Below are 25,165 nucleotides of genomic sequence, written 5' to 3'. Positions count from 1 at the left end.
ATTTGGTTCAAAAACATAGATCTGCCGTTAGCGAATTTTGTGAGACAAGGGGCTTAAGCCCCTTGTTACGACGATTAGGGCATAGAAGATCAACCGTTTCAGCATCACCTCGAAAAATGACGACACCCCCTAAGCCCTTAAAAGTTTGAGCAATCTACTCCAACCTTAAGGCGCGGCATCACTGCCCAGGCGCACCGTGATATCGGAACCTAAATCGCCCGTCGCCGATCGATCCAAGGAACCGTAGCCTAGCCGCCGTTGCACCAACTCAGCCAAATCCAGATCGCCACCCTGGACAATGATTTGGGTGTCCCGTTGCACTTGGGGCCAAGCATCGATCGCCCGCACCTGTTGGAACCCCGCCCGCCGCAATTGGGCGATCGCCGCCTCCAACCGGGCCGGATCGCCGCTGGCATTTTGCACAGAAATGCGGCTGAAGGTTTGGCCATATTGATCACGGGCGCTGGCGCTGAGGAGTTTGGTGCGCCGACCAACGCCGGGTCGATCGGGCGGAAAGTAGCTTTCCAACAGGCGGGCAACGGCCTTGGGATCGGGGTTCCAAAAGTTACTGGCATCCATCTGACCCGGCAACAGCAACAGACGCACCTGCTCCGGCTCCTGCTGAATCAACAGATGAACCAGCGCCAACACTTCTGGGCGAGCCAGATCCGTGCGCAGGTACTTGTGAACCCGTTGGGCAATTTGGGGCAACTGGGGCAACACACTGGGACTGAGGGCCCGATCGCGCAGGGCTCGTAACAGCAATTGTAACCGCTGCACCCGATCGAGTTCGCCCCAAGCACTATCCACACGGTAGCGGGCGAACTGTTCAGCCGCACTGCCATCCAAGCTTTGCCAGCCGCTATCTAGTTGAATTTTGAGCTGTCCCGCCCGATCGCGATAGCGCATCGCCTGGGGCACAGAGAGTTCCACCCCGCCCAACAGATCGACCAGTTCTCGCAAGCCTTCGGGATTCAGCCGCACGGTGCGATCGATCCGCAACCCGCCCAGGGTGTTGCTTACGGACTGCTGCACCAGGGCCGTGCCGCCGATGGTGTCCGCTTCGTGCAATGCGCCCACAGCTCCGTTGGGGAACGCCACCCGTGTATCCCGAGGCAACGACATCACCGTCACAGTGCCATCGGTGGGATCAAACCGAGCCAGCCAAATAGCATCCGCATGGCCATTCAAGGCTTCCGGCGCACCCAGGGGAATTCCGGGGGAAGGTTCCACCCCCAAAACCAAAATCGTGAGCGGTTGCAGGAGGCGATATTGCAACCCGCTGCGCCACAGTTGCTCTAGGGTTTCATGGCGCATGAGGGGCACAACGGCCGGATCGAGGGGCATAAACAGGGCGGCGGCGGCTCCCAAGGTGGCCGAAATGGTGCCAATCGCCACGCCAGCCATCCCCCAAAACAGCAGGCGGGCTAACCAACCCGATCGCGGTTGTTGCCAATCGGCAGCCACCCACCGGCCCACCCGATCGGGATAGGGAGTGGCAGGCGGCTGAACCGGTTGATCCGTGGGGGAGGAAAAGGGAGAAAGCTGACTCAACGCTGACCTTAGACCTAATTACGAATTGAAATTTACGAAATGGGATTTGAGATTTGAGATTTAGGATTTGGGACTAGGGCGTGTCGTCAAATCGTCTGAAACCTTGATTCGGCCGTTGGCAGATCGTGGGGGGCAAGGGGCTTAAGCCCCTTGTCTAGGGCGGCTAGGGGATTGAAGATCAACCGTTTTTACTGGATCCCAGGGCATGACGACAGGCCCTAATGAGAAAATGCGATTTCTTGTTGTTTGGATGAGTTCTCTAGCCGATCGCGCTCATGCCTTGGGCGACAAGCGCATTGTAAGCCGTAAATAGATGGCGATCGGCTGACCTGTGGCAGTGAGGGCCGGCAAAAAGCGCAGTTGGGCGGCGCGGGCTTCGAGGGCCTGTTGGGTTGTCGCACTTAAGCCCGGGGTCAGCAATCCCGCAAAGCCAACGGAGCCATCGGCCATCACGGCTAACCGCAAATCCACCGCCCGATCGGCCCAATTGGCTAACTCTGGATAGTCTCGCAAGTTCAAACTCGGCGGCGCGGATTGCAACTGGGGCAAGCGGCTCAGGTCGGCCGCTTGGACGATCGGGCTGCCATCGCCCGGTGTGGTTAGTTCTAACCCAACAATCGCCAGGCCGAATGCTTGGTTTCCCCCCTGGCCTGGGTTGGGGTTGGTGCTGGGGCCGCCGGAATTCCCGGCATTGGGAGCGGGCGGGCTATTGGGATTCGGCCCCGTGCTATTGGGAGCAGGATTCGGGGCGATCGGGCGATTTGGGGGCGCATTTTGCCAACCGGGAGCGGCATAGTCCGGGGGCAGGTTCGGATCGATCGGGTCGGGGTTGAAGGGTCGATCGGGAACCGGGGCCCCACCAGTCGGCTCACCGGGCCAGCGGGGTTGGCTGGCCGCGCCGGGCCCCGAGCCTTGCAGTTGCCCCGGATCCACTTGCCGCAACGGAGCCAGCGGCCGCAACGGTTGCCCCGCAGCGGGATTAGCCGGAGGAGCACCAGGAGCCGCCGGATTAGCCGCCGCACTCGCGGGATTGCCTGCAACAGGGTTAGCGGGGTTATTAGGGGAGTTCGGCCCCGTTGCGGTTGCTGAACTCCCCGCCGCTGGCAAGGTCACCCGCACCACCGGCAAGGGCCCCGCCGCCGGCCCCGCTTGGGCCCCCGATCGCCCCAAACTCCAGAGGGCCAACCCGTGAAGGGCGATCGCGCCCAAGACCGCTCCCCACCAAAACCGGCGCGATCGGGTTGCCGGTTGGTAGTGAATGGGCAAGCCTTCCGGAGCAACGGCATGGGTCGATCGAGCAACGGGGCGATCGGGCATGGTCTTTCACTAAATGTCCAACTTGATTCCAAATTCGTCCGATGATTCAGAAAACCATTCGGACAATCATCCCGAGATTCAGCCCAAGATTTCCCGCAAAATCCAAAGTGGGGTTTCCTGCTGGTCGCCACCTGTTTCAAAATTAACGATTAATCAAACCATTCATCAGCCCATTCGCCAGCCGATTCATTCATCCGAAATTCTGCCACCGCGCTTTCGCGCCTTCAAGAATCCCACTTTGGCCCACTGCCCAAGCGACTTCAAACCGGCCCCAACCTGTTAATTAACCTTTGCAAACCAATCCTATGACCGCCACCAGCACCGCACCTCAGCTCACCAGCGCCCTCGACTATTTCCGCCAAAGCGCCGGCCAATGGCAATCCCAGCGAGTAACCCACCACTTGGCCTTTCGGCGGTCCGAAGTGGGCGAGTCGGAAATTCAGGTGGAAATGCTAGAGGTCACCGATCCGCGTTTGGCCGAAATTTGCCAGATGTATGACATTGACCCTGCCGCTGCGGCCGGTGGGGCCCTGGTGACCTGGAAAAGCTTGATGGCTTGGGATGCTTCTGAGGAAGACAACCACGAGGGGCAAACGGTGATGGTGATTGTGCCGGATGCCACGGACGATCGCCGGGGCAAGCTGCTGCGGGAACGGGGCTATGCAGAAACGGCTCCCGTGGCCGGTGAATATCACCTGGACGAGGAAGGGGGCATGGTTTTAACCACGGAATACGAAACCATGAGTTCCGTGGAGCGCTTTTGGTTTCCCAATCCGGATTTGCGGATGCGCACCAGTGTGCTGAAGCGGTTTGGCGGTTTCAACACGGCCACGTTCTGCACGGAAGTACGGGTGGGCTGCAATCAATCGGCGGTGGCGGCCGGGGGCGATCGGGAGCAGGCAATCTCGGCCCTGGGTTGGTAATGCCTGAGTGGGTCGCGATCGGGTTAGCAAATCCCGGGTTGGCTATCGAGGGGCGATCGACCGCCGAATTCCTCAGAATCCGACTTGGTTCGTGAAGAAACACCAGCGACGCGAAACGCTTTGGTACAATTTGCGGTAGCTAGCAATGCTTTTAAACAGTGGAGTGCTTCGGCGCTTCCGCTGACTGGGCGATCAACGCCTGGCCCCATCCGGCCAACACAGGCGCGATCGCACCATTCCCACAGCGAACCATGCGCGGCTCCCCGTGCATGTCAAGCTTTATTAAGCGTTTTTCAGGAACCGTGCTTGCCCTCACAGCAATCTCGTAACCTGAAAAATGGCAAATTTGGCAGCGTCACCTTGTTGGTTCCTGCCAGCCGATGTGCCTTTAACAAGCGCACGTTAACAAAGCCCGTGACTTTTTGAGACTACCGAGACTACGGAGATTCTGACGTGGCTATTCCTGTATTGAGCTTCTCCCCTTCTTCGCAAAACCAACGTGTGGCTGGTTACGAAGTGGGCAGTGAAGAGCAACCGAAAATTTACGCAATCGAAAACGTCTTCTCTGGCGGTGACATGGACGAGCTGATCTGGGCGGCCTATCGCCAGGTCTTCAGCGAGCACCAAAACATCGCGAACAACCGCCAAACTTTCCTGGAATCGCAACTCCGCTACGGTCAAATCACCGTTAAGGATTTCATCCGGGGCTTGGCCACGTCGGACAGCTTCCGCCGCTTGAACCTGGATACCAACAGCAACTATCGCTTCGTGGAAATCTGCGTTCAGCGGATTTTGGGCCGCGACGTGTATAGCGAGCGGGAAAAGATTGCTTGGTCGATCCTGCTGCCCACCAAGGGTCTGCAAGGTTTCATCGATGCGCTGGTGGATAGTGAAGAATACGCCGCCAACTTCGGTGACAACACGGTTCCTTTCCAGCGTCGTCGTGTGCTGCCCCAGCGCACCGGAGGCGAAACCCCCTTCAACCTGAAGACTCCTCGCTACGAGGCTTACCACCGCAGCCAACTGGGCTTCCCGCAAGTGGTGTGGCAAAACTCGGTGCGTCGCTTCACTCCCCAAGAGAAGAAAATTGGCGCTGGCAGCCCCGCCGGTTTCCTTGGCATGGCTCGTTCGGTAACTCCCTCGCTGCCGGTGGTGTCCCGCACGCCTCTGGCCAACATCAACATCGCCACCGCCGTGCCCTATCGCAAGCGCTAAGTGGGACGATCGGGCGATGACTGTCAGGGGCTTGGGCCCCGGTCATTGCTCGGTTTCTGGGTTTTGCAGGACGAAACTCAACAACTCATCACAACGCAACAGAGGGCCGGGAATTATCCCGGCCCTCTGTGTTTGTTTTTGCCTCAGTCGCTGATTCAGGTTTTAGACCTCTTGCATCAATCAAGACCCTCACCCTAAATCCCTCTCCCAAGTCGGGAGAGGGACTTGAAAATCAACAACGAAATCGCCGTTATTCCCGATTTCTGGCTCCCCTTCGCCCCCCTTGGGAGAAGGGGTTGGGGGATGAGGGCTGTTAGCTGATTCGTGCAGGAGGTCTTTTGATTCAGGTTTTGAGCTGGGGTGCTGACAGGCTGTTGAGATGATGGGAGCTGCGGCGGGCCCGATGGGGGCCCAATCGCAGCTAGGCAAACTGGAGCGGGCGATCGATCCGGGAATTACATCCCGAAGCCGCCCATACCCATACCACCCATGCCCATACCACCCATACCCATACCGCCCATACCGCCCATACCACCCATACCGCCCATGCCACCCATGGGATCACCACCGGCGGGAGCTGCGGGTTTCGGTTCGGGTTTGTCAACCACGATCGCCTCGGTGGTCAGCACCAAACCGGCGATCGAGGCAGCATTTTGCAGGGCTGTCCGCAACACCTTAGCCGGGTCAATGATTCCCATCGCTTGGGTGTCTTCGTAGGTTCCGGTCAGCGCGTTGAAGCCGATGTTGTCGCCTTGGTTGCGTACCTTCTCAACCACCACGGAGCCTTCATAACCGGCGTTTTCGGCAATTTGGCTGAGGGGGGCGGTCAAGGCTTTCGCCACAATGCTGGCCCCGATCGCCTCTTCCTCGTTCAGGGTGGTCTTGAAGCTTTCGGCCAGTTTGGCCAGGCGCATCAGAGTTGCTCCACCACCGGCCACCACCCCTTCCGCGATCGCGGACTTGGTGGCGTTCACGGCATCTTCAATTCGCAGCTTCCGTTCCTTCAGTTCGGTTTCGGTGGCCGCGCCCACTTTAATCACAGCCACACCGCCGATCAAGCGAGCGATCCGCTCTTGCAGCTTTTCGGTGTCGTAGTCGCTGTCAGTGGCAGCCAGTTCATCCTTGAGCTGTTGCACTCGGGCGGTAATGGCGGCCTGATCAGCCCGATCGCCCGCCACGATCGTGGTCGAATCCTTGGTGATCGTCACCTTTTGGGCATATCCCAAAACGCTGGTATCACAGGATTCCAGCTTCGTGCCCGTCTCTTCGCTAACCACCTGGCCGCCAACCACGAGGGCAATATCTTCGAGCATGAACTTGCGGCGCTCGCCAAAGCCCGGAGCTTTCACGGCGGCCACGTTCAGCACGCCCCGCAGTTTGTTGATCACCAGGGTTGAAAGCGCATCGCCTTCAATATCTTGGGCAATGATCAACAGCGATTTGCCATCGCGCACCACCCCTTCCAGAATGCTCACAATTTCCGTGAGGCTATTGATTTTGCCGTCCGTCAGCAGCACAGCCACATTGTGCAACTCCGTGATCATCCGTTCGGAATCGGTCACGAAGTAGGGAGAAGTGTAGCCGCGATCGAACTGCATCCCTTCCACCACGTCCATTTCGGTGGTCAAGGACTTCGATTCTTCCACGGTGATCACGCCGTTTTGGGTGACCCGATCGAAGGCATTGGCGATCGTGCTGCCGATTTCCGGGTCGCTACCGGCGGCCACGGCGGCAATTTGGGCGATCGCCTCGTTGCCGCTAATCGGTTGCGCCAGCTCGTTAATTTCCGCCACCAACCGGGCAACGGTCTTGTCAATCCCGCGCCGCAGGGCCACGGGGTTGGTACCGGCGGTCACATTTTTCATGCCCTCGCGCACTAGGGCTTGGGCCAATACGGTGGCTGTCGTGGTTCCGTCACCCGCAATATCTTTGGTCTTGATGGCCACTTCGCGCACCAAGCGAGCACCCGTATTCTCCAGGGGGCTTTCCAATTCAATTTCTTTCGCGATCGTGATGCCGTCATTCACGATGCTGGGAATACCAAATTTCTTTTCCAGCAAAACGTTTCGGCCTTTGGGGCCCAGCGTGACGCGCACGGCATCGGCCAAGGCGTTAACACCGTTTTCGAGGGCGCGGCGCGATTCGTCGCTGAAGGAGACGATCTTAACCATAGGGGTGTGGGGTCGCTATCCGTGATTTACCAATGGTTCACCCCAAGACTGTATGCAAATTTGGCACTCTCGGAAAGGGAGTGCTAACCGAACCTATGGAATTTTCCCGGACTAATTTTCCCCGGTTAGGGCCTGTCGTCGTTGAGCACGAAACCCTAGATCTGTCGTTAGCGGATTGCATGGGACAAGGGGCTTAAACCCTTGCCCCCACGACAATTGATGACTAATGCCTAGCCTGTACTGAAAGATACTTCTCAGACATCCTCTAAGCGGTTGGAGATCGTGCCGATCTGTCGATCCGAAGATTGTGCTGGTCAGAAATTGCGCCGATCGGGAGATCAACCGCTGACCCGGCGATCGAACCGGGCTGTGCTAACCGCCAAGGGCCTAGACGGAGCAAGCTAGACTAGAAACAGTCCACACCGCCAGCAGCTTTCAGCATGATGCGCTTTTTTGGAATGGGATCTCCCTCGGAATCATCGCACCACACCGCTAACCGATCGCAGGCCGATCGAACCGGTGGGGGGCATCCCGGTTCATGGATCCTACCCACCCGATCGCGCCATCGTCGGCGACGGGCGATCGCCTCGGCCCTGCTGCTGTTTAACCTGTTGACGGTGACCGCGCCCGCTTTGGCCCAGAGTCAACCGAGTGATCGCTCTTCCTCGGAATCGACCCCCACGGTTGGCCAACCTGCCAATCAGCCTGCCAACCAACGCCGCGGCCGCACCCTCACCTACGGCGACCTGATGGAAAAGTTGGAGGCGGGCCAGGTCAAGCGAATTGATCTGTTTCCCGCAGAACAACTGGCCCGGGTCTTTTTGGATCAAAACGGTCGCGCCAGCTCGCCCTACGAAGTGACCCTGTTTGAGCGCAACCCGGAGCTGATCGAAATTGCCCGGGCGAAGGGGGTGGAACTCTCGGTGCAAGAGTCGGTCGATCGCACCGCGGCCCTGAGCCTGATTGCCAATTTGTTGTTTGTGGGGTTGGTGATTGCCCTGCTGGTGAACATTGTGCGCCGCACGGCCAACGCTTCGGGCCAGGCCATGAACTTTGGCAAATCCCGCGCCAAGTTCCAGATGGAAGCCAAAACCGGCGTGACCTTTGATGACGTGGCCGGCGTGGAAGAAGCCAAGGAGGAGCTACAGGAAGTGGTGACCTTCCTGAAGCAGCCGGAACGCTTCACGGCCGTGGGGGCCAAGATTCCGCGCGGGGTGTTGCTGGTGGGGCCACCGGGAACGGGTAAAACCCTGTTGGCCAAGGCGATCGCCGGGGAAGCGGGCGTGCCCTTCTTCAGCATGTCCGGTTCGGAATTTGTGGAAATGTTTGTGGGGGTGGGCGCATCTCGGGTGCGAGACCTGTTCCGCAAGGCGAAGGAAAGCGCTCCCTGCATTGTGTTCATTGATGAAATTGATGCGGTGGGTCGCCAACGGGGCGCGGGCATTGGCGGCGGCAACGATGAACGGGAACAAACCCTCAACCAACTGCTGACCGAGATGGACGGGTTTGAGGGCAACTCCGGGGTGATTATTATTGCCGCCACGAACCGCCCCGATGTGCTGGACTCGGCCCTGATGCGACCGGGCCGGTTCGATCGCCAAATTACCGTTGATTTGCCCAGTTACACGGGGCGGCTGGCGATTTTGCAAGTCCATGCCCGCACCAAAAAGATTGAAGAAGGGGTGTCGATCGAGGCGATCGCCCGGCGCACTCCCGGTTTTGCGGGGGCTGATTTGGCGAATTTGCTCAACGAGGCGGCGATTTTGACGGCCCGGCGACGGAAGCCGGCCATCAGCCTGGAGGAAATTGACGATGCGATCGACCGGATCACCATTGGCCTGAAGTTGGCTCCCCTGCTGGATAGCAAGAAAAAACGCCTGATTGCCTATCACGAGGTGGGCCATGCCCTGTTGATGACGCTGCTGGAGCATTCTGACCCGCTGAACAAGGTGACGATCGTGCCCCGATCGGGCGGTATTGGCGGGTTTGCCCAACAGGTTTTCAATGAGGAAATGGTGGATAGCGGTCTCTATACCCGTGCTTGGATTCTCGATCGAATTGTGATGACCCTGGGGGGCCGGGCGGCCGAACAGGAAGTGTTTGGCGATTCCGAAATCACCGTCGGAGCCAGCAACGATCTGAAGGTAGTCAGCACCTTGGCCCGCGAAATGGTCACTCGCTATGGCATGTCGGATCTGGGTACGTTGGCCCTGGAAAGCCAATCGGGTGAAGTGTTTTTGGGACGGGGTTGGATGTCTCAGCCGGAATATTCCGAAGAGGTGGCCGCCAAGATCGATCGCACCGTGCGGGAAATTGCCGTCAACTGCTACGAAAAAGCCTGTCAGATCCTCCGTGAGCATCGAGAACTGGTCGATCGATTGGTCGATCAACTGCTCGATGAAGAAATGATCGAAGGGGATGAATTCCGCAAAATTGTGCGTTCCTACGTCCCAATTCCCGAGAAGGATTACCCCGAGGATCGACAAATGCGTCAAGCCAGCAACGCCGGTAGCCCGGCTGCGGCAAGGGTTTAGGACTGCGATCGCCCGATCGCTCTGGATCGATCGCCCTGAATTAATCTGGATTGCTTTGGGTCGATCGCTTTGGGTTGATTGCTCTAGATCGGTTCATCAAAATCGATTGCTTTGGGCCGATCGCTTTGGGTTGATCTCGATTAACCGTCCTGAATTGCTCAATTCAATTAGCCCGAATGGATTGATTGAAATCCAATCCGATCGCTGCCCAAGGTGATCGCCTCCCATCGCCCCCAATTCCCCATTGCCTGGAACCATGCCGATCGAACAGCCCGCCCCGTCCCCGCAAGCGTCCGTGCAAATTGGCCCCTACCAAGCCATCACCCAGCCAGGAGGGTTTCAACTGCAATCCTTTTCCACCGATCAGGTCTATCGATTTGCCGGAGCGGGAATGCCCACCAACAGCATCAGTGAACCGATGGTGGATTTAGTGACCAGCTACATTGCCCAATGGGAACATCTTGTGTCGCCCAACGACCGATCGGGAGCCATGTCATTTCGGGAAGTGTGGCAAGAGGCCGCAGACTATTTTGAGGCGATCGAGGGCATCGAAGAGGGGCGGCGCGGCTAAAGGCTCACCAACCGTTGAAGGAACCACTCAATGGGTTTCCCCTGAGCGCCGCCGATCGGGGGGCGTAGGCGGTGGCGCGGGAGCGGTTTTTTGCTCCAGTCCCAACAGAATTTCCGCCCAGAGCGCGTTGGGGTCTGCGAGATCGGGTGTTTCGTCCGCTGGTTCCATCCCTTGATCCAAGGGGCGATCGGGGTTGTTTGCCTCGCCCTGTGCCGCCTTGGAATTCTCGGAACTCTCGACATTTTCGGGATCTTCAGGATTTGCGGGAGCCTGGGGGTCTTCATCCTCTTGATGCTGGCTGCCCATATAGCGCTCAATATCCTCGATCGCCGCTTCTAAATCTTCCAGGGTAATTTCCTGGCTGGCGGGAGGTGCGGTTTCGGCTGCGGCCTGGGGGCTGGGGGCTGCTTCGGTTTCCACCGTGTCAAGGGCGGCCGCATCTTCAGGATCGGTCAGATTTTCCCGTAGGCGTTCGAGGGCCTCTAAGAAGGCCTGTTGGGCCGCCTGCCTGGCCCCATGATGCCGCTCCATCATTGTTAATTACGCTCCTAGTGGCTGTGCGATCGCGAATCCCCGCGCCCTGACCCTGGTGATTGAACTGGGCTGCCGCTGAGACGCTCCCGATCGATCGGCTGCCAAAACCAGTACCTCAGCCTTCGCTAGGACTTGCTTGGTTTCAGTTCAACAGGCTGAATACTTCAATCCTATGCAATTCAGGTCTGTGGTTGTTGGATTCATCAACAACTCAGGAAATTCGCCCGTTGATTTATGTATCCCGCGATGTGCCCCGCAACGCATCCCGCGATATATCTGGCGATACATCCCGCGATCGATCAGGGTACTTTACAGATTCAATACGAACAAAAAATAAGCAAAAGCAATAAACAGAAGCAATAAGCAAAAGCAATAAGCAAAAAAAGAGACCCGGAGACCGCGCCTATCTCAAGCATCCCTTAGTGCTGCTGCCTTCCGGCTCTGACACGGTTCGGGCGTTGGGATTGCGCGGGTCCAGGTCGCCATAACCATACCATGAACAGCCCCCGTTAACGCAAGGGCGAGCAACCCGACTGTTTCTGAACCCGATTGATCGATGGGGGGTTAGGGGCGCTTCCAGGTGGCAATGTTCCAGGTGTCGCTGTCCCAAGGGGTGAGATCCACGCCCTGCAATTGATCGCTGACGGCTCCCACTTTGGCCCGGGCAATGAGGGGAATCAGGGCCACATCCTGAATCAGTTGGTCATTGAGGGCAATCATGGCCGCCTGCCGTTTGATGGGATCTAATTCCTGGTCGGCTTTGGCCCAAGCTTGGTCATAGGCTGAGTTGCAATAGCGGGTGTAGTTATTGCGGTTCCAGTCGTTGGCTTTGCTGGCAATTTCGGAGCAAGTCCACCATTTCAGGTGTGCGCTGGGATCCGGGGAGGTGTTGCCGGTGGTGTAGAGCTGCAAATCGGCTTGGAAGCGGTTTACCGTGTCGGCGTTGGCTGGGTCGCCGGAGAAGAAGGCTCCGGCATCCACGGACTTCAGTTCCACGCCAATCCCGATCGACTCCCAAGCTTGCTTCACAATCTCCTGGGTTTTCTGGCGTAGGGGATTCACCGAAGTGACAAACAGCACCCGCATTTCCACACCGTTTTTGTCCCGAATTTGGTTGCCGTTGGTGTCTTTCCAACCCGCTTGATCCAACAGTTGGGCTGCTTTTTGCAGGTTGAATTCCATTTGGTTGTTGGGTGAGGCAAACTGCTGGGGAGCGATGATCAGATTGGCCGTGGGATTGCCGGTGGGGCCATAGAGCTGCTGGGCGATGGTGGCGCGATCAACCGCGAGGGCAAAGGCCTGGCGCACAGTTTTATCCGTGAAGAAGGGGTGGGGAAACTGCACGCTCGATCGCTCCCCGTCGGCGGTGGCCCGGTTGGGGTCAGTGAAGTTAAAGTGAATCCGCTCCGATTGGGCCCCGGTCACGGCCAACAGTTTGCCCTTGCCACCGCTTTCCAGTTGCCTCAAAATTGGCGCTTCCACCTGCGGATTGTAGGCGTAGTCCGCATCGCCGGTTTGCAACACGGCCCGGGCGGCCGAGGTGGCATCGCCGCCGCCTTTGATTTCCACCTGCTCGAAGGCAAGGCTGGCCCGATCGCGGTAGTTGGGGTTGGGTTTATAGACGATCGAATCACCCGGTTTAAAGGACTCCACCTGATAGGGACCCGTCCCGATCGGCTTCAGGTTGGCCGGTGCTTCCTTGGCCCTGGCTCCCACATAGTCCTTAAAAACGTGTTTCGGCAAAATCATGCCGTTGTAGCCAGTGAAGGGCTGAGACCAACTGGCCGTGGGCGCTGTGAATTCAATCCGCACCGTTTGCGGGTCGATCGCCCGCACCGATTTCACCATGGCGTAGTCCGTGAGGGTGGCCGCGCCGGTTTTGGGATCGCTCAAAAACTCATAGGTAAAAACCACATCCTCAGCGGTGAAGGGTTTGCCGTCGGCCCACGTCACGCCGGATTTCAGCTTCCAAGTGACCGATCGCCCGTCCTTGGCCACGCCACCATTGGCCAGGGTGGGTTCTTCCGCCGCCAAAAATAAAACCAATTTGCCCGTTTTGTCGTAGCTGGCCAGGGGTTCATAGACCACCCGCGCCCCGTCAAAATCCTTATTTCCCGTGGCCAGGTGGGGATTCAAAATGGTGGGAGCTTGCCAATAGAGCAACTTCAGGGTTTTATCCGCCGGGCCACTGGCGCTGGGACGGTTGGCGGAGTTGGTGGATGCGCCGCCGCCACAGCCCCCCACCAGCAAACTGGCCACCAGCCCGATCGCCCCTAACGACTGACGCAACTGGGGCGATCGAGCCGGAGCGATCGTTCTTGTCCATTTCCGAGGCCAAAACAGGTTAGGCATGAATCGCCACCAGACACCACAACATCAATCGAAAACCACAATAACAGCCAACAATAATCCGTCTGCCTTAGTCTGTCTCGTGCGATCGATCAATGTTCCTGCAACGTTCCCGCAACGCCCCCACAGTTCTCCCGCAACACTCCCACTGCTCCCATCGCTCCATGGCCGGCAGCCGCTGCCGACCCAATCAATTCCTGAAATCACTTATAGAATGAGATTAGGGAAATAAAATTCAGCGAAAACCAATCCTAATCAACAGCATTTGTATCGCGAGATTTTTTAACCAAGCTCTTGATCACCGTGGACTGACCCGGAACAATGAAGGATTCGGGATCCACCAGGGATCGACCTTGAACGCTGTTTGTCGTTGCAGGGTGCGGCGGAAAACACCATGAATGCCCAGTCATCCGAGAGGGTGTCTGAAGATTCAACAGCACTGTTGGATGTTTCTGAATGTTTGGCCGGATGGCAAACCACAAACCAATCAGAGGACGCGTCAGATCCTGAAGCTTGGAGGCTTATGGAAAATCAAGCGAGTCCAGGGTTATTGCCGGTGACCCTGGAGTTGTATGAACGGGCGATGGCTTCGGCCAGTTGCGGCATCGCGATCGCCGATATGAGCCGGCCCGATCGCCCCCTGATCTATTGCAATGAAGCCTTCGAGACCATGACAGGCTACCGCCGGGAAGAGGTGTTGGGGCGTAACTGTCGGTTTATGCAGGGGCCGGACACGGATCCGGTGGCGGTGGAGCAACTCAGCCAGGCCATTCGCCGGGGTGAGGCCTGTGAGGTGGTGTTGCTCAATTACCGCAAGGATGGCCGGCCCTTTTGGAATCGCCTTTCGATCGGCCCCGTGCATGATGCGGCGGGCCATTTGACCCACTACATTGGCGTACAAACGGACGTGACCGAAGCGGTGGAAGCCCGCAAGCGCCAAAACCGGCAATTGCAAGAGGAACAACTCCTGAGCGGTGTGACCCAGCGCATTCGCCAGGACTTGGACTTGACGGCGGTGTTGAGCACGGCGGTGAATGAGGTGCGCCAACTGCTGCAGACCGATCGGGTGGTGGTCTATCGCTTTAACCCCGACTGGAGCGGCATGGTGGTGGCCGAATCCGTGGGTGAGGATTGGGATGCGTCGTTGGATGTGACGATTGAGGACACCTGTTTTCAGGTCAGCCGCGCCCAGGATTACCAACAGGGACGCATTAGCGCCATCAGTGACATTGAAACGGCCCCTCTGAGCGAGTGCCATCGCAATTTGCTGCGTCGGTTCCAAGTGCAGGCTAATTTGGTGTTGCCCATCTCTGACCATGGCCGGCTCTGGGGCCTGTTAATCGCTCACCACTGCCAAAGTCCGCGCCAGTGGCATCCTAACGAAATTCATTTGCTGGAGCGGTTGTCCCATCAGTTGGCCGTGGCCGTGTTGCAGGCGGAACTGTATGAACAGGCCCAAGCGGAAATTCGGCGGCGACAGGCGGTGGAGGCCAAGCTCGCGGACAAGGCGGCTCAGTTGGAGGCGGCGTTGCAGGCCCTGAAGTGGCAGCAGGCCCAGTTGGTGCAGGCGGAACGGCTGGCGGGGCTGGAGCAGTTGGTGGCAGGGGTGGCCCATGAGGTGAACAATCCGGTGGCCTTCATTGCGGGCAATTTGGCCCACGCGGGTCACTATATCCAGGATTTGTTGGACTTGGTGAATGTCTACCAAGCGGAGTGGGCGCGATCGGGGGTGGCTCCTTCGGCTCAGATGGAAGCGTTGGTGGAGGAGGTGGATCCCGCTTATATTGCAGAAGATTGGCCAAGAATGCTGCAATCGATGCGATCGGGCGTGGAGCGCATCCAAAAGATTGTTCGATCGCTGCGGGCTTTCTCGCGGTTGGATGAGGCGATTGTGAAGAGCATTAACCTCAACGAGAGTTTGGATAGCGCCTTGGTGTTGTTTCAAGGGCGGTTAAATGCCTTGCGCAGCGGGGATCAGCTCCATTCGATTCAGCTCATTCATGAGTGGGGGGCACTGCCGGCCATCACTTGTTATCCGGGCCCGCTGAATCAGGCCTTGGCGGCGTTGATTGAAAATGCGATCGATGCGTTGACGGTGGCGATCGAGTCGCCCCAATGGTTAGCCAAAGAAGAACGCCCCACCATTTGGCTGGCCACGGCCCTGGATGCGACCAGTGGGCGGGCGGTGATTCGGATTCGAGACAATGCCCTCGGCATTCCGGAGGCGGTGCACGATCGCATTTTGGATCCTTTCTTTAGTACGAAGCCGATCGGACAGGGGACGGGGTTGGGCCTGTCGATCGCCTATCAAACCATTGTGGAGCAGCATGGGGGCCGGCTTTGGTTTGAGTCGGAACCCAATCAGGGCACGACTTTTGTGGTGGAGCTGCCCCCTGCGCCGCCTACTTTGGCGGAGGCGGAATCGGCGGAGGACTTGCCCGATCGGTTTCTGAGGCGGGGAAATTTGGGCGATCGACCCTTGCCGCCCATGCTGCCCAACGGTGGCGGGCGATCGATGCCGTCTCTGTTGCTGTCTAGCTAGGGGCTGGCTCCTGGGCTGACGGGTGCTTCAGCCCAGGAGCCAGACTTGAGGCTAACTTTTGAACCCCCTAAGCACCCCGCTAAGCACCAGTGATCAGCGCGCAAATTTGGTCAGGATCCGTGGGCAAATCGGCCGTGAGCACTTCCGGCTCCGTCGCCGTGACCAGCACGTCATCCTCAATCCGAATACCGCGCACATCGGCAAATTGGGCCAACCGTTCCCAATCAATACAGTCGCCATAGCGATCGCGCCGCGCCGGGTCTTGCAGCAGGCCCGGCACTTGGTAAAAACCGGGTTCGATCGTCACCACCATGCCCACCTCCAAGGGGCGATCGAGCCGCAGAAAACACCAGCCAAACCGCTCACTGCGTTGGCGGCCGGGCCCATAACCTGCCCGATCGCCCAGATCCTCCATGTCATGCACATCCAGCCCCAACAGGTGGCCCACACCATGGGGAAAAAACAGCGTATGGGCATCCCGATCGACCAATTGCGCCGGTTGTCCCCGCAAAATGCCCAAGTCCACCAGGCCTTCCACCAATACCCAAGCCGCCTTGTGGTGGATATCGCGGTATTCCACCCCCGGCCGCACTGCCGCCACCGCCGCATCATGGGCCGCCAACACCACCTCATAAATCGCCCGCTGTGGGGCGGAAAACTGCCCCGATACGGGCCAAGTGCGGGTAATGTCGGAGGCCCAACCGCTGGACACCTCGGCCCCCGCATCCACCAGCAGCAAATCCCCCGGCGTGAGAGGGTGATGGTAGCGCTCATTGTGGAGCACTTCGCCCCGGGTGGTGACAATACTGTTGTAGGCGGGGCAAGCCTCTTGGGCGATCAAAGTGGCTTCGATCGCCGCCCGCACGGCCGCTTCTGTGGGGGCTTGGCTTGTGGCTGCGAGGCCGGCCCGGTGGGCCGCCACCGCGATCGCCGCCGATCGCCGCAACTCCCCTAGGGCCATGGGATCTTGGGTCGATCGCACCGCCACGATTGCATCCACCAGCGCCCCATCGGGGCCATTTGCCTGGGCCGGTTGGGGGAGCGATCGCCCCAGCAGGGCTTCCTGATGGGCCCGGGCCGCAGGCGACTGTACCGCAATGGTCGCCACCTCCGCCAAGCGATCGCCCAAATAGCTCGCCAGTTCCGCCAAGGGATAGGCATCCTCCACCCCCATTTGGGCCGCCAATTCCGCCCGCGAGGGTTCTGGCCCATGCCACAGCGCATCATCAACCGTCGGTTGATCCCAAAACAGAATCGATCGCCCGTCCAGGATCAGCAGCACGGCCCGCTCAAGGGACAGTCCCGCAAAATACAAAAAATGGCTACTGGCCCGAAAGGGATAGCGATTGGCGGGAAAATTCCGCGCCGCCCCTTGCCCAGACCAGAGGGCCACCGGAAACAACACCCGATCACTTAACCGGCGACGACGATCACGCAACCCATCGGCAAAACTGTAATCACTCATGTTCCGACCTCTGCCCGCTGAGTAACATCTAACTCCAGGCTATGGGTTCCCGGCAATTAGCTCCAGGCTATGGGTTCTAGGCGATGAATTTCAGATGGTCTGTGATCGAAATCCCCAGCCATTCTGCAAGCAGGTCAGGAACCACGAATGGGCAAGCTCATTAAAAACTGCGACCCCTGGCCCAATTCCGATCGCACCGTTAAGCTGCCGCCATGTTTTTCCACCACAATTTGGCGAGCGATCGCTAAGCCCAATCCGGTGCCTTTGCCAACGGCCTTAGTAGTGAATGTGGGATCAAAAATCTTGGCTTGTAACGCCTCATTCATGCCCTTGCCATTGTCTTGAATCGTTATTTGCACATGATCATCGACTTGTCGAGTACAAATCGTAATGACTTGCGGATGGGCAGTTAATTCTTCAAATGACTGTCCCTGAGCCAGCTCATCGAACATATCGATCGCATTGGCCAAAAGATTCATGAACACCTGATTAAGCTGTCCCGGAAAGCAATCGATTGCTGGAATATCCCCATAGTCTTGAATGACTTCAACGGCAGGGCGATGCTCATTGGCTTTTAGTCGATACTTCAGAATCAGTAATGTGCTGTCAATTCCTTCATGTAAATTGGCTTGAATTTTATATTCCGTATCCGCCCGTGAAAAAGTGCGCAGACTATTGCTAATACCCTTGATGCGATCGGTTGCTAACTGCATCGATTTCAATAGTGCTGGTAAATCTTCACTCAAAAAATCTAAATCAATCTCTTCCGCATTATCAGTGATGCTGGATTCAGGGTTGGGATAATGCTGTTGATAGAGTTCTAAATGACCAATGAGATCCTGAAAAGAATCTTGCAAATTTTGAATGCTGCCGTTTAAAAAGCCGATCGGATTATTAATTTCGTGAGCAACCCCAGCTACCAAGTTTCCTAAGGATGCCATTTTTTCGCTTTGAACGATCTGTAGCTGGGATTGTTCAAGTTGTTGAGCGTAGGTGCGTGCTTGCTGATAGAGACGAGCATTTTCCAGTGAAATAGCTGCTTGGGCACAGAGAAAATTCAGAACCAAGAGCCGATCGCTCGTAAACACATTTTTCGCAGCTTGGTTGCTGAGATATAAAATGCCCACCAATTGCGATTGGTTGAGAATGGGTAAGCACAATATACTTTGGGGCATCGGGCGATCAAGAAAAGCATCCCCGATCGGCAAGTGGGTTTGACCTTCATTAATCACCACCGATTCTCTGGTATTTTTCACCCATTGAATGAGGGGTAAAGGCAGGGAATTTTCGTTCTGAAGGGGGATGGTGCAAAGCTTGGTTATTTCGGTGGAGGCGATCGCCCGCACTAACCATTCGCCATCATGATCAGGAACCATCAAAATGCATTGGTCACCACCAGAATATTGCAAAATAATTTGCGTTAATTGTTGCAGTAATTCATCCAGTTGAATGGTGCTGGCGATACTTTGGGATGCTCGAATGATGGCTGCCAAATCGAGCATGACATTGAGATTTTGGCTGCTGGAATTTTGTGTGGCAGTGGAGCTGTAGGTTGCAGTCGCAATGGAAACAAATGTTTCCAGAGGATTCAACTTCTCAGAAACCGATTCCAAAATCGGCGAGAGCAATTTTGGATAATGTTGTTCAAGGTCGCTTACCTTTGCCTTCGCGCCCCAGCGGGCATAGCAGTAATAGGCTTCCTGCATATAGCTGGCGGCGAATTTTTCCTTGTTCCAATCCAAGTAGAACTTAGCAGCCAGTTCATTCGCTAAAGCTTCTTCTTGTAAAAATCCCTGTGCCTTGGCTCCATCAATGGCGCGATCGTACAAAATACCGGCTTCGTAAAACTTTTCCAGCACGCGGCACTTTTCCGCTTCTAGCAGATCTGCCTTATGCTGATGGTTAATAGGCGATTGCCTGGCCCAAGGCGCTAAAGCTGTTTGTTGCTTTTCTCCAAGAGACAATGCTCGCGATCGCCCTAAGCTGGACTGAGTAGTGGCAGCCCGAAAATAGGTTAACCCTGCATAGAAATGGAAAACTGAAATATGAATATGTCCCGTGATGATATACATGCAAGGAGAGCCTGCATTGATATAATCAATAGCCCGCTCATAGTGATCAAAAAGATAAGCTAAAATCAATTTATAAATATAAGCAAATGCCAAGCCGGACGATTCATTTTTTTGTACATACTGAGGGAACATCACCGTTTCATCATAGCTCTGACCAATTAGCCGATCGGGATAATCAGTGTTGGTCACAAAGCCTTGAAAAGCCTGTTGCTGCATGCGCAGATAACTTACAGGATTTTCTCGCTTCATTTGGCTCAAAATGATGCAATATTGCTCCATATCCGGTTCTATGTCGGTTAGACAAAAGCCAGAGAAAAATTGATTAAAAAAGTAATTATTAATGCTATAGACTGCGTAGAGTAAATTGCCAGTTTCCATTCCCAGCAGATAGCTTTCCTTGAGCATGGGAATAGTCGATCGCAAGGAGTTATGACGATGTTGAATAAAAATACTAAATAGAAAAAGAGTCATGGCCCGATATTCAGGAGCACTGAAGCGATCAAGTAGCTCCAAGGACACCTTGCCAAACTGATATCCCTTTTCAAATTCATTGTAAAAATTGGTCAAAATCAGACCATAGCCACTGTAACCAATCATGGAAACAGAACTGTTACCAAATTCCAAAGACAAGCTCACCATCCGCGCACAAACCAATGGAAAGAGTTCTATCTTCACCATGTAGATCGGTGCAAAGAGTGCCGCCATTAACTTCATGGCTGCCATGATCCGAGGATTGGTCATGGGAGAAAGATGTCCCAGATCCTCAATGACATAATCTTCAAGTTGCTGAGCTAACGCTTCAAGCACTTGATGATTCATGGTGGAGTTGGTTTGAGTGGGCAACGCCACACCCAATTCTGAAAGCGCATCAGACCCGATCGCGATCGCCTCTGACATTTGGTTGCGAGTAGCGAGAGCATTAATTTGAATTTTGTAGATTTCCACCTTGTCTAATGGGGTCTGAGCTGCCGTTAAAACCTGTTGACAATGATTGTCCATCTCGGCAATATCGCCCATGAGACATGCCACTTCAGCCGCTAAGATATGTAGCTCTAAACTCAGGTGGTATTGTTTCTGCCAGCGATCATTGGACAGGAGCGATAACCCCGTGTTAACAAAATTGCTGGCAGCCGCATAGGCCGTTGCTATTTTGGCTTTTTGGGCGGCTTCCAAATTACTTTGAGCCAAGGAAACCCGCTCTGCGTCGGTGGTGAGTAAGTCTTGGCCTAAATTTAGATGGTTAATAATATCAAATCGTCTATTTTCTAACTCTGAACCAGAGAGCTGAGTCTGCAAAAGTTGACCGATCGTCAGATGGGTCATCGGTTTCTGAGCCGGATCAATTAGGGAATAGGCAGCCTGTTGGACGCGATCGTGTAAAAAACGATAGGTTGGATTAACCTGCGGTTCCTGCACCTCCCGATCGGCTGGGGTTAGTACCTCCGGCTGAAAAAATTTATAGACCTGACTGTTGGGTAAAACCAATCCCTCTTGCAACGCTTTCCAAAGAGCATTGGCTGTTTCTGCGGCAGATTGTTGAGCAATGATCGAGAGGGTTACTAAGTCAAATTGGTTACCCAAGCAAGCCGCTAGCTTCAAGACCGATCGCGTGGATTCAGGCAGCCTTTGAAGCCGCGCTGCCATAAACTCCACCACATCGTCAGTTGTGGTTAGGGTGTAAATACTGGAAATATCACATTCCCAATAGCAGGCTTCTCGGTTGAATGTAATCCAGCCTTCCTCGTGGAGCGACTTTAAAAATTGCGTTGTGAAGAAAGGATTACCCTGGGTTTTGCGATCGATTGATTGGGTCAGGGGTAATGCCCGATCGGGTGGGCAACGCAATGTATCAGCCACTAAGTCATTGGTATGCTCCAGGCTCAGCGGATTTAGCGTAATAGTATTAATGACTGCCTGTTCCTTTGCCAATTCCTCCAGGGTGACCATGAAAGGGTGAATGGGAGAAACCTCATTATCGCGATAGGCTCCCAACATGAGTAAATGGGCACTATCTCCCATCAACACTTTCAGAAGTTGCAAAGAGGCTAAATCTGCCCACTGTAAGTCATCTAAAAAAATGACAAGGGGATGATCGGGCCTTGTAAAAACCTGAATAAACTTCTGAAACAGAAAATTAAACCGATTTTGGGCGGCTGTTCCGGACAATTCGGGCACGGCTGCCTGAGACCCAATGATCGTCTCCAGTTCGGGAATGACTTCAATCAGAACTTGCCCACTTTCTCCCAACGCTTCCAGAATTTTGGTTCGCCACTGGCTTAATTGACTATCCGGCTCAGAGAGCAAATAGCTCATTAAGTCGCGGAACGCTTGCACAAAAGCCGACAAAGGAATATTGCGATTGAATTGGTCAAATTTTCCCTTGATGAAATAACCTTTTTGGCGAGTGATGGGCTTGTGAATTTCATGAATAACGGCGGTTTTGCCAATTCCAGAAAATCCCGCCACCAGCATCAATTCTGTGCTTCCTTGGGCAACACGTTCAAAGGCCGCTAATAAGCAAGCCACTTCCCGATCGCGCCCGTAGAGTTTGTCAGAAATCAGGAATCGATCGCTCAAATCGCGAGTTCCCAACTCAAAAGGCTGAATTTGTTGAGTGGCCTCCCACTGTGTCCAACATTGCTCCAGGTCGTGCTTTAACCCCTTCGCGGTTTGATAGCGATGTTCTGCATTTTTTGCCATTAATTTAGAAACAATGGCCGCCACCATGGAGGGAATCGCGGGATTCACCTGATCAAGCGCTGTGGGTGTTTTGGCAATGTGACAGTGAATGAGCTTGAGGGGATCAGTCGCTTCAAAGGGAAGCCGACCACTCAGTAATTGATAAAACGTGACTCCAAGGGCATAAAAGTCTGTGCGATAATCGATGCCGCGATTCATACGGCCAGTTTGTTCAGGGGCTAAATAGGCAATGGTTCCCTCAAGAATATTCGGGTTCTGAATTTCCTGAGTTTCTTTGGGCAACACGGAAGCAATACTAAAGTCAATAATTTTGATTACTTTGGTGCTGGGTTGAATCAAAATATTGGCGGGTTTAATATCTCGATGAATAACCCGACTTTGGTGCAAGTCATGGAGAATTTCGGATACCTGTAAGGCAATAGACAGAAAATCAGTCAACGAAATCGAGCATTGTTTTCGATAATCTTCTAGGGAGATAGCGCTGAAATCTTCCATCACCAAGGCATAACTGTTGCCATAGGCTTCTAGACTGTAGGGATGTACAATACCCGTAATATTCAAAGACTTAGCGATGCTATATTGATTGCGAAATTGTGTCAGCTCGTTAAAGCTGGGATACTCATGGCAAAGGATTTTGATGACAACTGATCGCCCTGTATTAGTCTGAACTGCCCGGTAAACGGCTGTGCGCGATCCTGAGTAAAGTTGCTCAGTAATTTCGTAACCATCAAGGCTGGGCCACAAAGTGGGCGAAGTTTGTTGCAGTGGGCTAGTCATGGGCCACGATCATGCAGTTGAGGGGTGGATTCAGCGCCTTAGTCCTGACCCAAGCCTTGATCAAGGCTGATCAGGCCATGGTCTTAGGTGTGGTTTGAAGAGTTTTGGGGCTTAACTTGACGACTGCTTGAGATCACGTTAGCTCGGCTCTGATCATAGCAATTGCAATCACAAGTTGCTAGATTAATGGGCAAAACATCGAATTAAGACCAGTAATAATCAAGCGAAGCTGTGTTAGAAGAATGCTCTAGAGTAGATTATCGAATGCTTTATAACTAAATAGTTATTTTGGGAATTATTGAACGATTTGCCCTGAAATTGACTTAAAAACGCGATTAAAAGTTTATTGAGAAATTGATTTCAAAAGATCTAGGCAGAAATTATACTGAAAATCTATAATAAGAATAGCATTTTCAAAAATTTTTGTTTTAAGAGGATGATCAGGAGTGTTTTCAGTGATCACAAAAATTCATCAGTCGCGTAAACTAAAAATTTAGGCCCATTTGGTGCGTTGACTGATGAAATAAATTAGGTATTGGCTTTGATGCTGCAAATATTCCCTACATCAGTCTTGAAAATCAAATGAATAGACAGATGAACATAGAATCAGTTGTCGAAATTTTGAAGGCAGACTATCAGAAATTTCCTAAAGATCAAACATTTGAGATTTACGATCGGGAGGTTTATTTCAAAGATCCAACGAGTGAATTTCGAGGGGTCGATCGCTACCGAAAAACGATCGCCTTTATTGACCAATGGTTTCAGGAGCCTCGCCTCACGCTGCATGAAATTGCCGTGACGACCGATCGCACGATCCGCACAGACTGGACTCTGACCTGGACAACACCACTCCCCTGGAAACCGCGAATTTCGATCACGGGTTGGAGTGAGCTGGGGTTGAATTCCCAAGGCTTAATCAACTCCCACATTGACTATTGGCAATGTTCGATCTGGGATGTGCTGAAACAGCATTTTGCTCGCGCAAACGATTAACAGATCACGCAACCTACCTGAGACAGGCTTCAAAAAGCTTTACAAAAAACGCCATAATGGAGGCGCACTGGGCGATCGTCTCCTCCGAAACAAAGGCAATTCCATCATGCGCGTAATTTTGATGACCGGCAAAGGCGGAGTCGGTAAAACCTCCGTCGCCGCAGCTACCGGCCTGCGCTGTGCCGAGCTGGGCTACAAAACCCTCGTCCTCAGTACCGATCCGGCCCATTCCTTAGCCGATAGCCTGGACTTAGAGTTGGGTCATGACCCGATCGCGGTGCGGCCGAACCTGTGGGCGGCGGAGTTGGATGCCCTGGCAGAATTAGAAGGAAATTGGGGCGCAGTGAAGCGCTACATTACGCAAGTCCTGCAAGCGCGTGGCTTAGAAGGTGTGCAAGCGGAAGAGTTGGCAATTTTGCCGGGAATGGACGAAATTTTCGCCCTGGTGCGCATGAAGCGGCACTACGACGAGGGGGAATATGAGGTCTTGATCATTGACTCAGCCCCTACGGGCACGGCTTTACGGCTCTTGAGCCTGCCGGAGGTGGGCGGTTGGTACATGCGCCGCTTCTATAAGCCGCTGCAAAGCATGTCTGTTGCCCTGCGCCCGTTGGTGGAGCCGATTTTTCGCCCGATCGCCGGTTTTTCACTGCCGGATAAGGAAGTGATGGATGCGCCCTATGAGTTCTATGAACAAATTGAGGCCTTGGAAAAAGTCTTAACTGATAGCTCCCAAACCTCGGTGCGGCTGGTGACCAATCCAGAAAAAATGGTGATTAAAGAATCGCTGCGGGCCCATGCCTACCTGAGTTTGTATAACGTGGCGACCGATATGGTGGTGGCCAATCGGGTGATTCCGGCGGAGGTGAGCGATCCCTTCTTCGATCGCTGGAAAGCCGATCAACAGAAATATAAGGATGAAATTCATGAAAATTTCCGCCCCTTGCCGGTGAAAGAAGTGCCGCTTTTCTCTGAAGAACTGTGCGGATTGGCAGCGCTCGATCGCCTGAAGGAAACCCTTTATCCCAATAACGAAGATCCTGCCCAGGTCTATTACAAAGAAACAACCTTGCGTGTGGTGCAGGTGGACAACACCTACAGTTTGGAAATGTACTTGCCGGGCATTCCCAAGAGCCAGATTGAACTGAGCAAAACCGGTGATGAACTGAATGTTCGGATCGGTAACCATCGCCGTAATTTGGTGTTGCCCCAAGCCTTGGCAGCCTTGCAACCCACGGGCGCTAAAATGGAAGAAGATTACCTGAAAATTCGCTTTTCCGAACCCGCCAAGGTCTAGCGTTCACTGTCTGGTTTCTGTCACCTCAAATCCTGAAAGCTTAAAAGGTCACGAACCTAGAAAGTAATTCCCCTGGAAGATCGTGATTTTACGAAGGTGCAGGCAAGGGGCTTAAGCCCCTTGTCTTCTGGGGAGCTGGGTTAGGATAATT

General features: G+C 54.6%; 14 protein-coding genes and 1 other RNA gene. 7 read left to right on the top strand and 8 right to left on the bottom strand.

The features are described from left to right. Positions 1-165 precede the first annotated feature (165 nt). Together AC2IAX_RS05115 and AC2IAX_RS05110 are read right to left on the bottom strand one after the other, a co-directional pair. A complete protein-coding gene (locus AC2IAX_RS05115; protein ID WP_494389623.1) occupies positions 166-1,554 on the bottom strand; it encodes an LCP family protein in 1,389 nt (462 codons plus the stop codon). 273 nt (positions 1,555-1,827) lie between these two features. After that, on the bottom strand, positions 1,828-2,871 hold the full coding sequence (locus tag AC2IAX_RS05110) for a hypothetical protein (RefSeq protein ID WP_494389622.1): 1,044 nt from the start codon (positions 2,869-2,871) through the stop codon (positions 1,828-1,830). A 305-nt stretch (positions 2,872-3,176) separates the two neighbouring features. On the opposite strand from AC2IAX_RS05110, the gene AC2IAX_RS05105 reads away from it, so the two are divergent. Continuing rightward, positions 3,177-3,794: a phycobiliprotein lyase gene (locus AC2IAX_RS05105; RefSeq protein ID WP_494389621.1), complete on the top strand. Its 618-nt coding sequence runs from the start codon at positions 3,177-3,179 to the stop codon at positions 3,792-3,794. A 453-nt stretch (positions 3,795-4,247) separates the two neighbouring features. After that, on the top strand, positions 4,248-5,009 hold the full coding sequence (locus AC2IAX_RS05100) for a phycobilisome rod-core linker polypeptide (protein ID WP_494389620.1): 762 nt from the start codon (positions 4,248-4,250) through the stop codon (positions 5,007-5,009). 455 nt (positions 5,010-5,464) lie between these two features. On the opposite strand, the gene groL is transcribed toward AC2IAX_RS05100, so the two are convergent. Next, entirely contained in the window at positions 5,465-7,180 is a 1,716-nt protein-coding gene (gene groL, locus AC2IAX_RS05095) for a chaperonin GroEL (protein WP_494389619.1), read from the bottom strand. 440 nt (positions 7,181-7,620) lie between these two features. Here groL and ftsH point away from each other — a divergent pair, with 440 nt between their 5' ends. Together ftsH and AC2IAX_RS05085 are read left to right on the top strand one after the other, a co-directional pair. Next, the gene (ftsH, locus tag AC2IAX_RS05090; protein WP_494389618.1) at positions 7,621-9,714 is read left to right on the top strand and encodes an ATP-dependent zinc metalloprotease FtsH; all 2,094 of its coding nucleotides are present in this window, start codon (positions 7,621-7,623) and stop codon (positions 9,712-9,714) included. 256 nt (positions 9,715-9,970) lie between these two features. Next, complete coding sequence (locus AC2IAX_RS05085; RefSeq protein ID WP_494389617.1) at positions 9,971-10,285, top strand: hypothetical protein; 315 nt, start codon at positions 9,971-9,973, stop codon at positions 10,283-10,285. A 27-nt stretch (positions 10,286-10,312) separates the two neighbouring features. Here AC2IAX_RS05085 and AC2IAX_RS05080 read toward each other — a convergent pair whose 3' ends face one another. The 3 genes from AC2IAX_RS05080 to AC2IAX_RS05070 all read right to left on the bottom strand — a co-directional run bounded on the left by AC2IAX_RS05080 (position 10,313) and on the right by AC2IAX_RS05070 (position 13,171). Further along, positions 10,313-10,819 (bottom strand): hypothetical protein, encoded by a 507-nt coding sequence (locus AC2IAX_RS05080; RefSeq protein WP_494389616.1) that lies wholly within the window; start codon positions 10,817-10,819, stop codon positions 10,313-10,315. A gap of 384 nt (positions 10,820-11,203) precedes the next feature. Continuing rightward, positions 11,204-11,300, bottom strand: an RNA gene (ffs, locus tag AC2IAX_RS05075) — signal recognition particle sRNA small type. Positions 11,301-11,383: 83 nt separating this feature from the next. Continuing rightward, the gene (locus AC2IAX_RS05070) at positions 11,384-13,171 is read right to left on the bottom strand and encodes a peptide ABC transporter substrate-binding protein (RefSeq protein ID WP_494389615.1); all 1,788 of its coding nucleotides are present in this window, start codon (positions 13,169-13,171) and stop codon (positions 11,384-11,386) included. A gap of 520 nt (positions 13,172-13,691) precedes the next feature. Between AC2IAX_RS05070 and AC2IAX_RS05065 the strand changes: the two genes are divergently transcribed. Then, on the top strand, positions 13,692-15,710 hold the full coding sequence (locus AC2IAX_RS05065; protein WP_494389614.1) for a sensor histidine kinase: 2,019 nt from the start codon (positions 13,692-13,694) through the stop codon (positions 15,708-15,710). A gap of 79 nt (positions 15,711-15,789) precedes the next feature. Here the strand turns inward: AC2IAX_RS05065 and AC2IAX_RS05060 are convergent, their stop codons facing one another. Then, a complete protein-coding gene (locus tag AC2IAX_RS05060) occupies positions 15,790-17,175 on the bottom strand; it encodes an aminopeptidase P family protein (protein ID WP_494389613.1) in 1,386 nt (461 codons plus the stop codon). 134 nt (positions 17,176-17,309) lie between these two features. Beyond that, positions 17,310-22,724, bottom strand: a complete 5,415-nt coding sequence (locus AC2IAX_RS05055) for a trifunctional serine/threonine-protein kinase/ATP-binding protein/sensor histidine kinase (protein ID WP_494389612.1) — start codon at positions 22,722-22,724, stop codon at positions 17,310-17,312. Positions 22,725-23,318: 594 nt separating this feature from the next. Between AC2IAX_RS05055 and AC2IAX_RS05050 the strand changes: the two genes are divergently transcribed. Both AC2IAX_RS05050 and AC2IAX_RS05045 read left to right on the top strand, forming a co-directional pair. Beyond that, positions 23,319-23,717 carry a C6orf136 family protein gene (locus AC2IAX_RS05050; RefSeq protein WP_494389611.1) on the top strand — a complete coding sequence of 133 codons (399 nt, stop codon included), beginning with the start codon at positions 23,319-23,321 and terminating at the stop codon, positions 23,715-23,717. Between the two features lie 106 nt (positions 23,718-23,823). Then, positions 23,824-25,014: a TRC40/GET3/ArsA family transport-energizing ATPase gene (locus AC2IAX_RS05045; protein ID WP_099532551.1), complete on the top strand. Its 1,191-nt coding sequence runs from the start codon at positions 23,824-23,826 to the stop codon at positions 25,012-25,014. Positions 25,015-25,165 lie beyond the last annotated feature (151 nt).

This window comes from Limnothrix sp. HT2024 (assembly GCF_059138625.1).
This window is presented reverse-complemented; position numbering and strand designations above follow the sequence as displayed.

Coding starts and splice junctions, on each gene's coding strand:
- AC2IAX_RS05110 (WP_494389622.1), bottom strand. CDS start 2,871: ATGCCCGATCGCCCCGTTGCTCGATCGACCCATGCCGTTGCTCCGGAA.
- AC2IAX_RS05105 (WP_494389621.1), top strand. CDS start 3,177: ATGACCGCCACCAGCACCGCACCTCAGCTCACCAGCGCCCTCGACTAT.
- groL (WP_494389619.1), bottom strand. CDS start 7,180: ATGGTTAAGATCGTCTCCTTCAGCGACGAATCGCGCCGCGCCCTCGAA.
- ftsH (WP_494389618.1), top strand. CDS start 7,621: ATGATGCGCTTTTTTGGAATGGGATCTCCCTCGGAATCATCGCACCAC.
- AC2IAX_RS05085 (WP_494389617.1), top strand. CDS start 9,971: ATGCCGATCGAACAGCCCGCCCCGTCCCCGCAAGCGTCCGTGCAAATT.
- AC2IAX_RS05080 (WP_494389616.1), bottom strand. CDS start 10,819: ATGATGGAGCGGCATCATGGGGCCAGGCAGGCGGCCCAACAGGCCTTC.
- AC2IAX_RS05070 (WP_494389615.1), bottom strand. CDS start 13,171: ATGCCTAACCTGTTTTGGCCTCGGAAATGGACAAGAACGATCGCTCCG.
- AC2IAX_RS05065 (WP_494389614.1), top strand. CDS start 13,692: ATGGAAAATCAAGCGAGTCCAGGGTTATTGCCGGTGACCCTGGAGTTG.
- AC2IAX_RS05060 (WP_494389613.1), bottom strand. CDS start 17,175: ATGAGTGATTACAGTTTTGCCGATGGGTTGCGTGATCGTCGTCGCCGG.
- AC2IAX_RS05055 (WP_494389612.1), bottom strand. CDS start 22,724: ATGACTAGCCCACTGCAACAAACTTCGCCCACTTTGTGGCCCAGCCTT.
- AC2IAX_RS05050 (WP_494389611.1), top strand. CDS start 23,319: ATGAACATAGAATCAGTTGTCGAAATTTTGAAGGCAGACTATCAGAAA.
- AC2IAX_RS05045 (WP_099532551.1), top strand. CDS start 23,824: ATGCGCGTAATTTTGATGACCGGCAAAGGCGGAGTCGGTAAAACCTCC.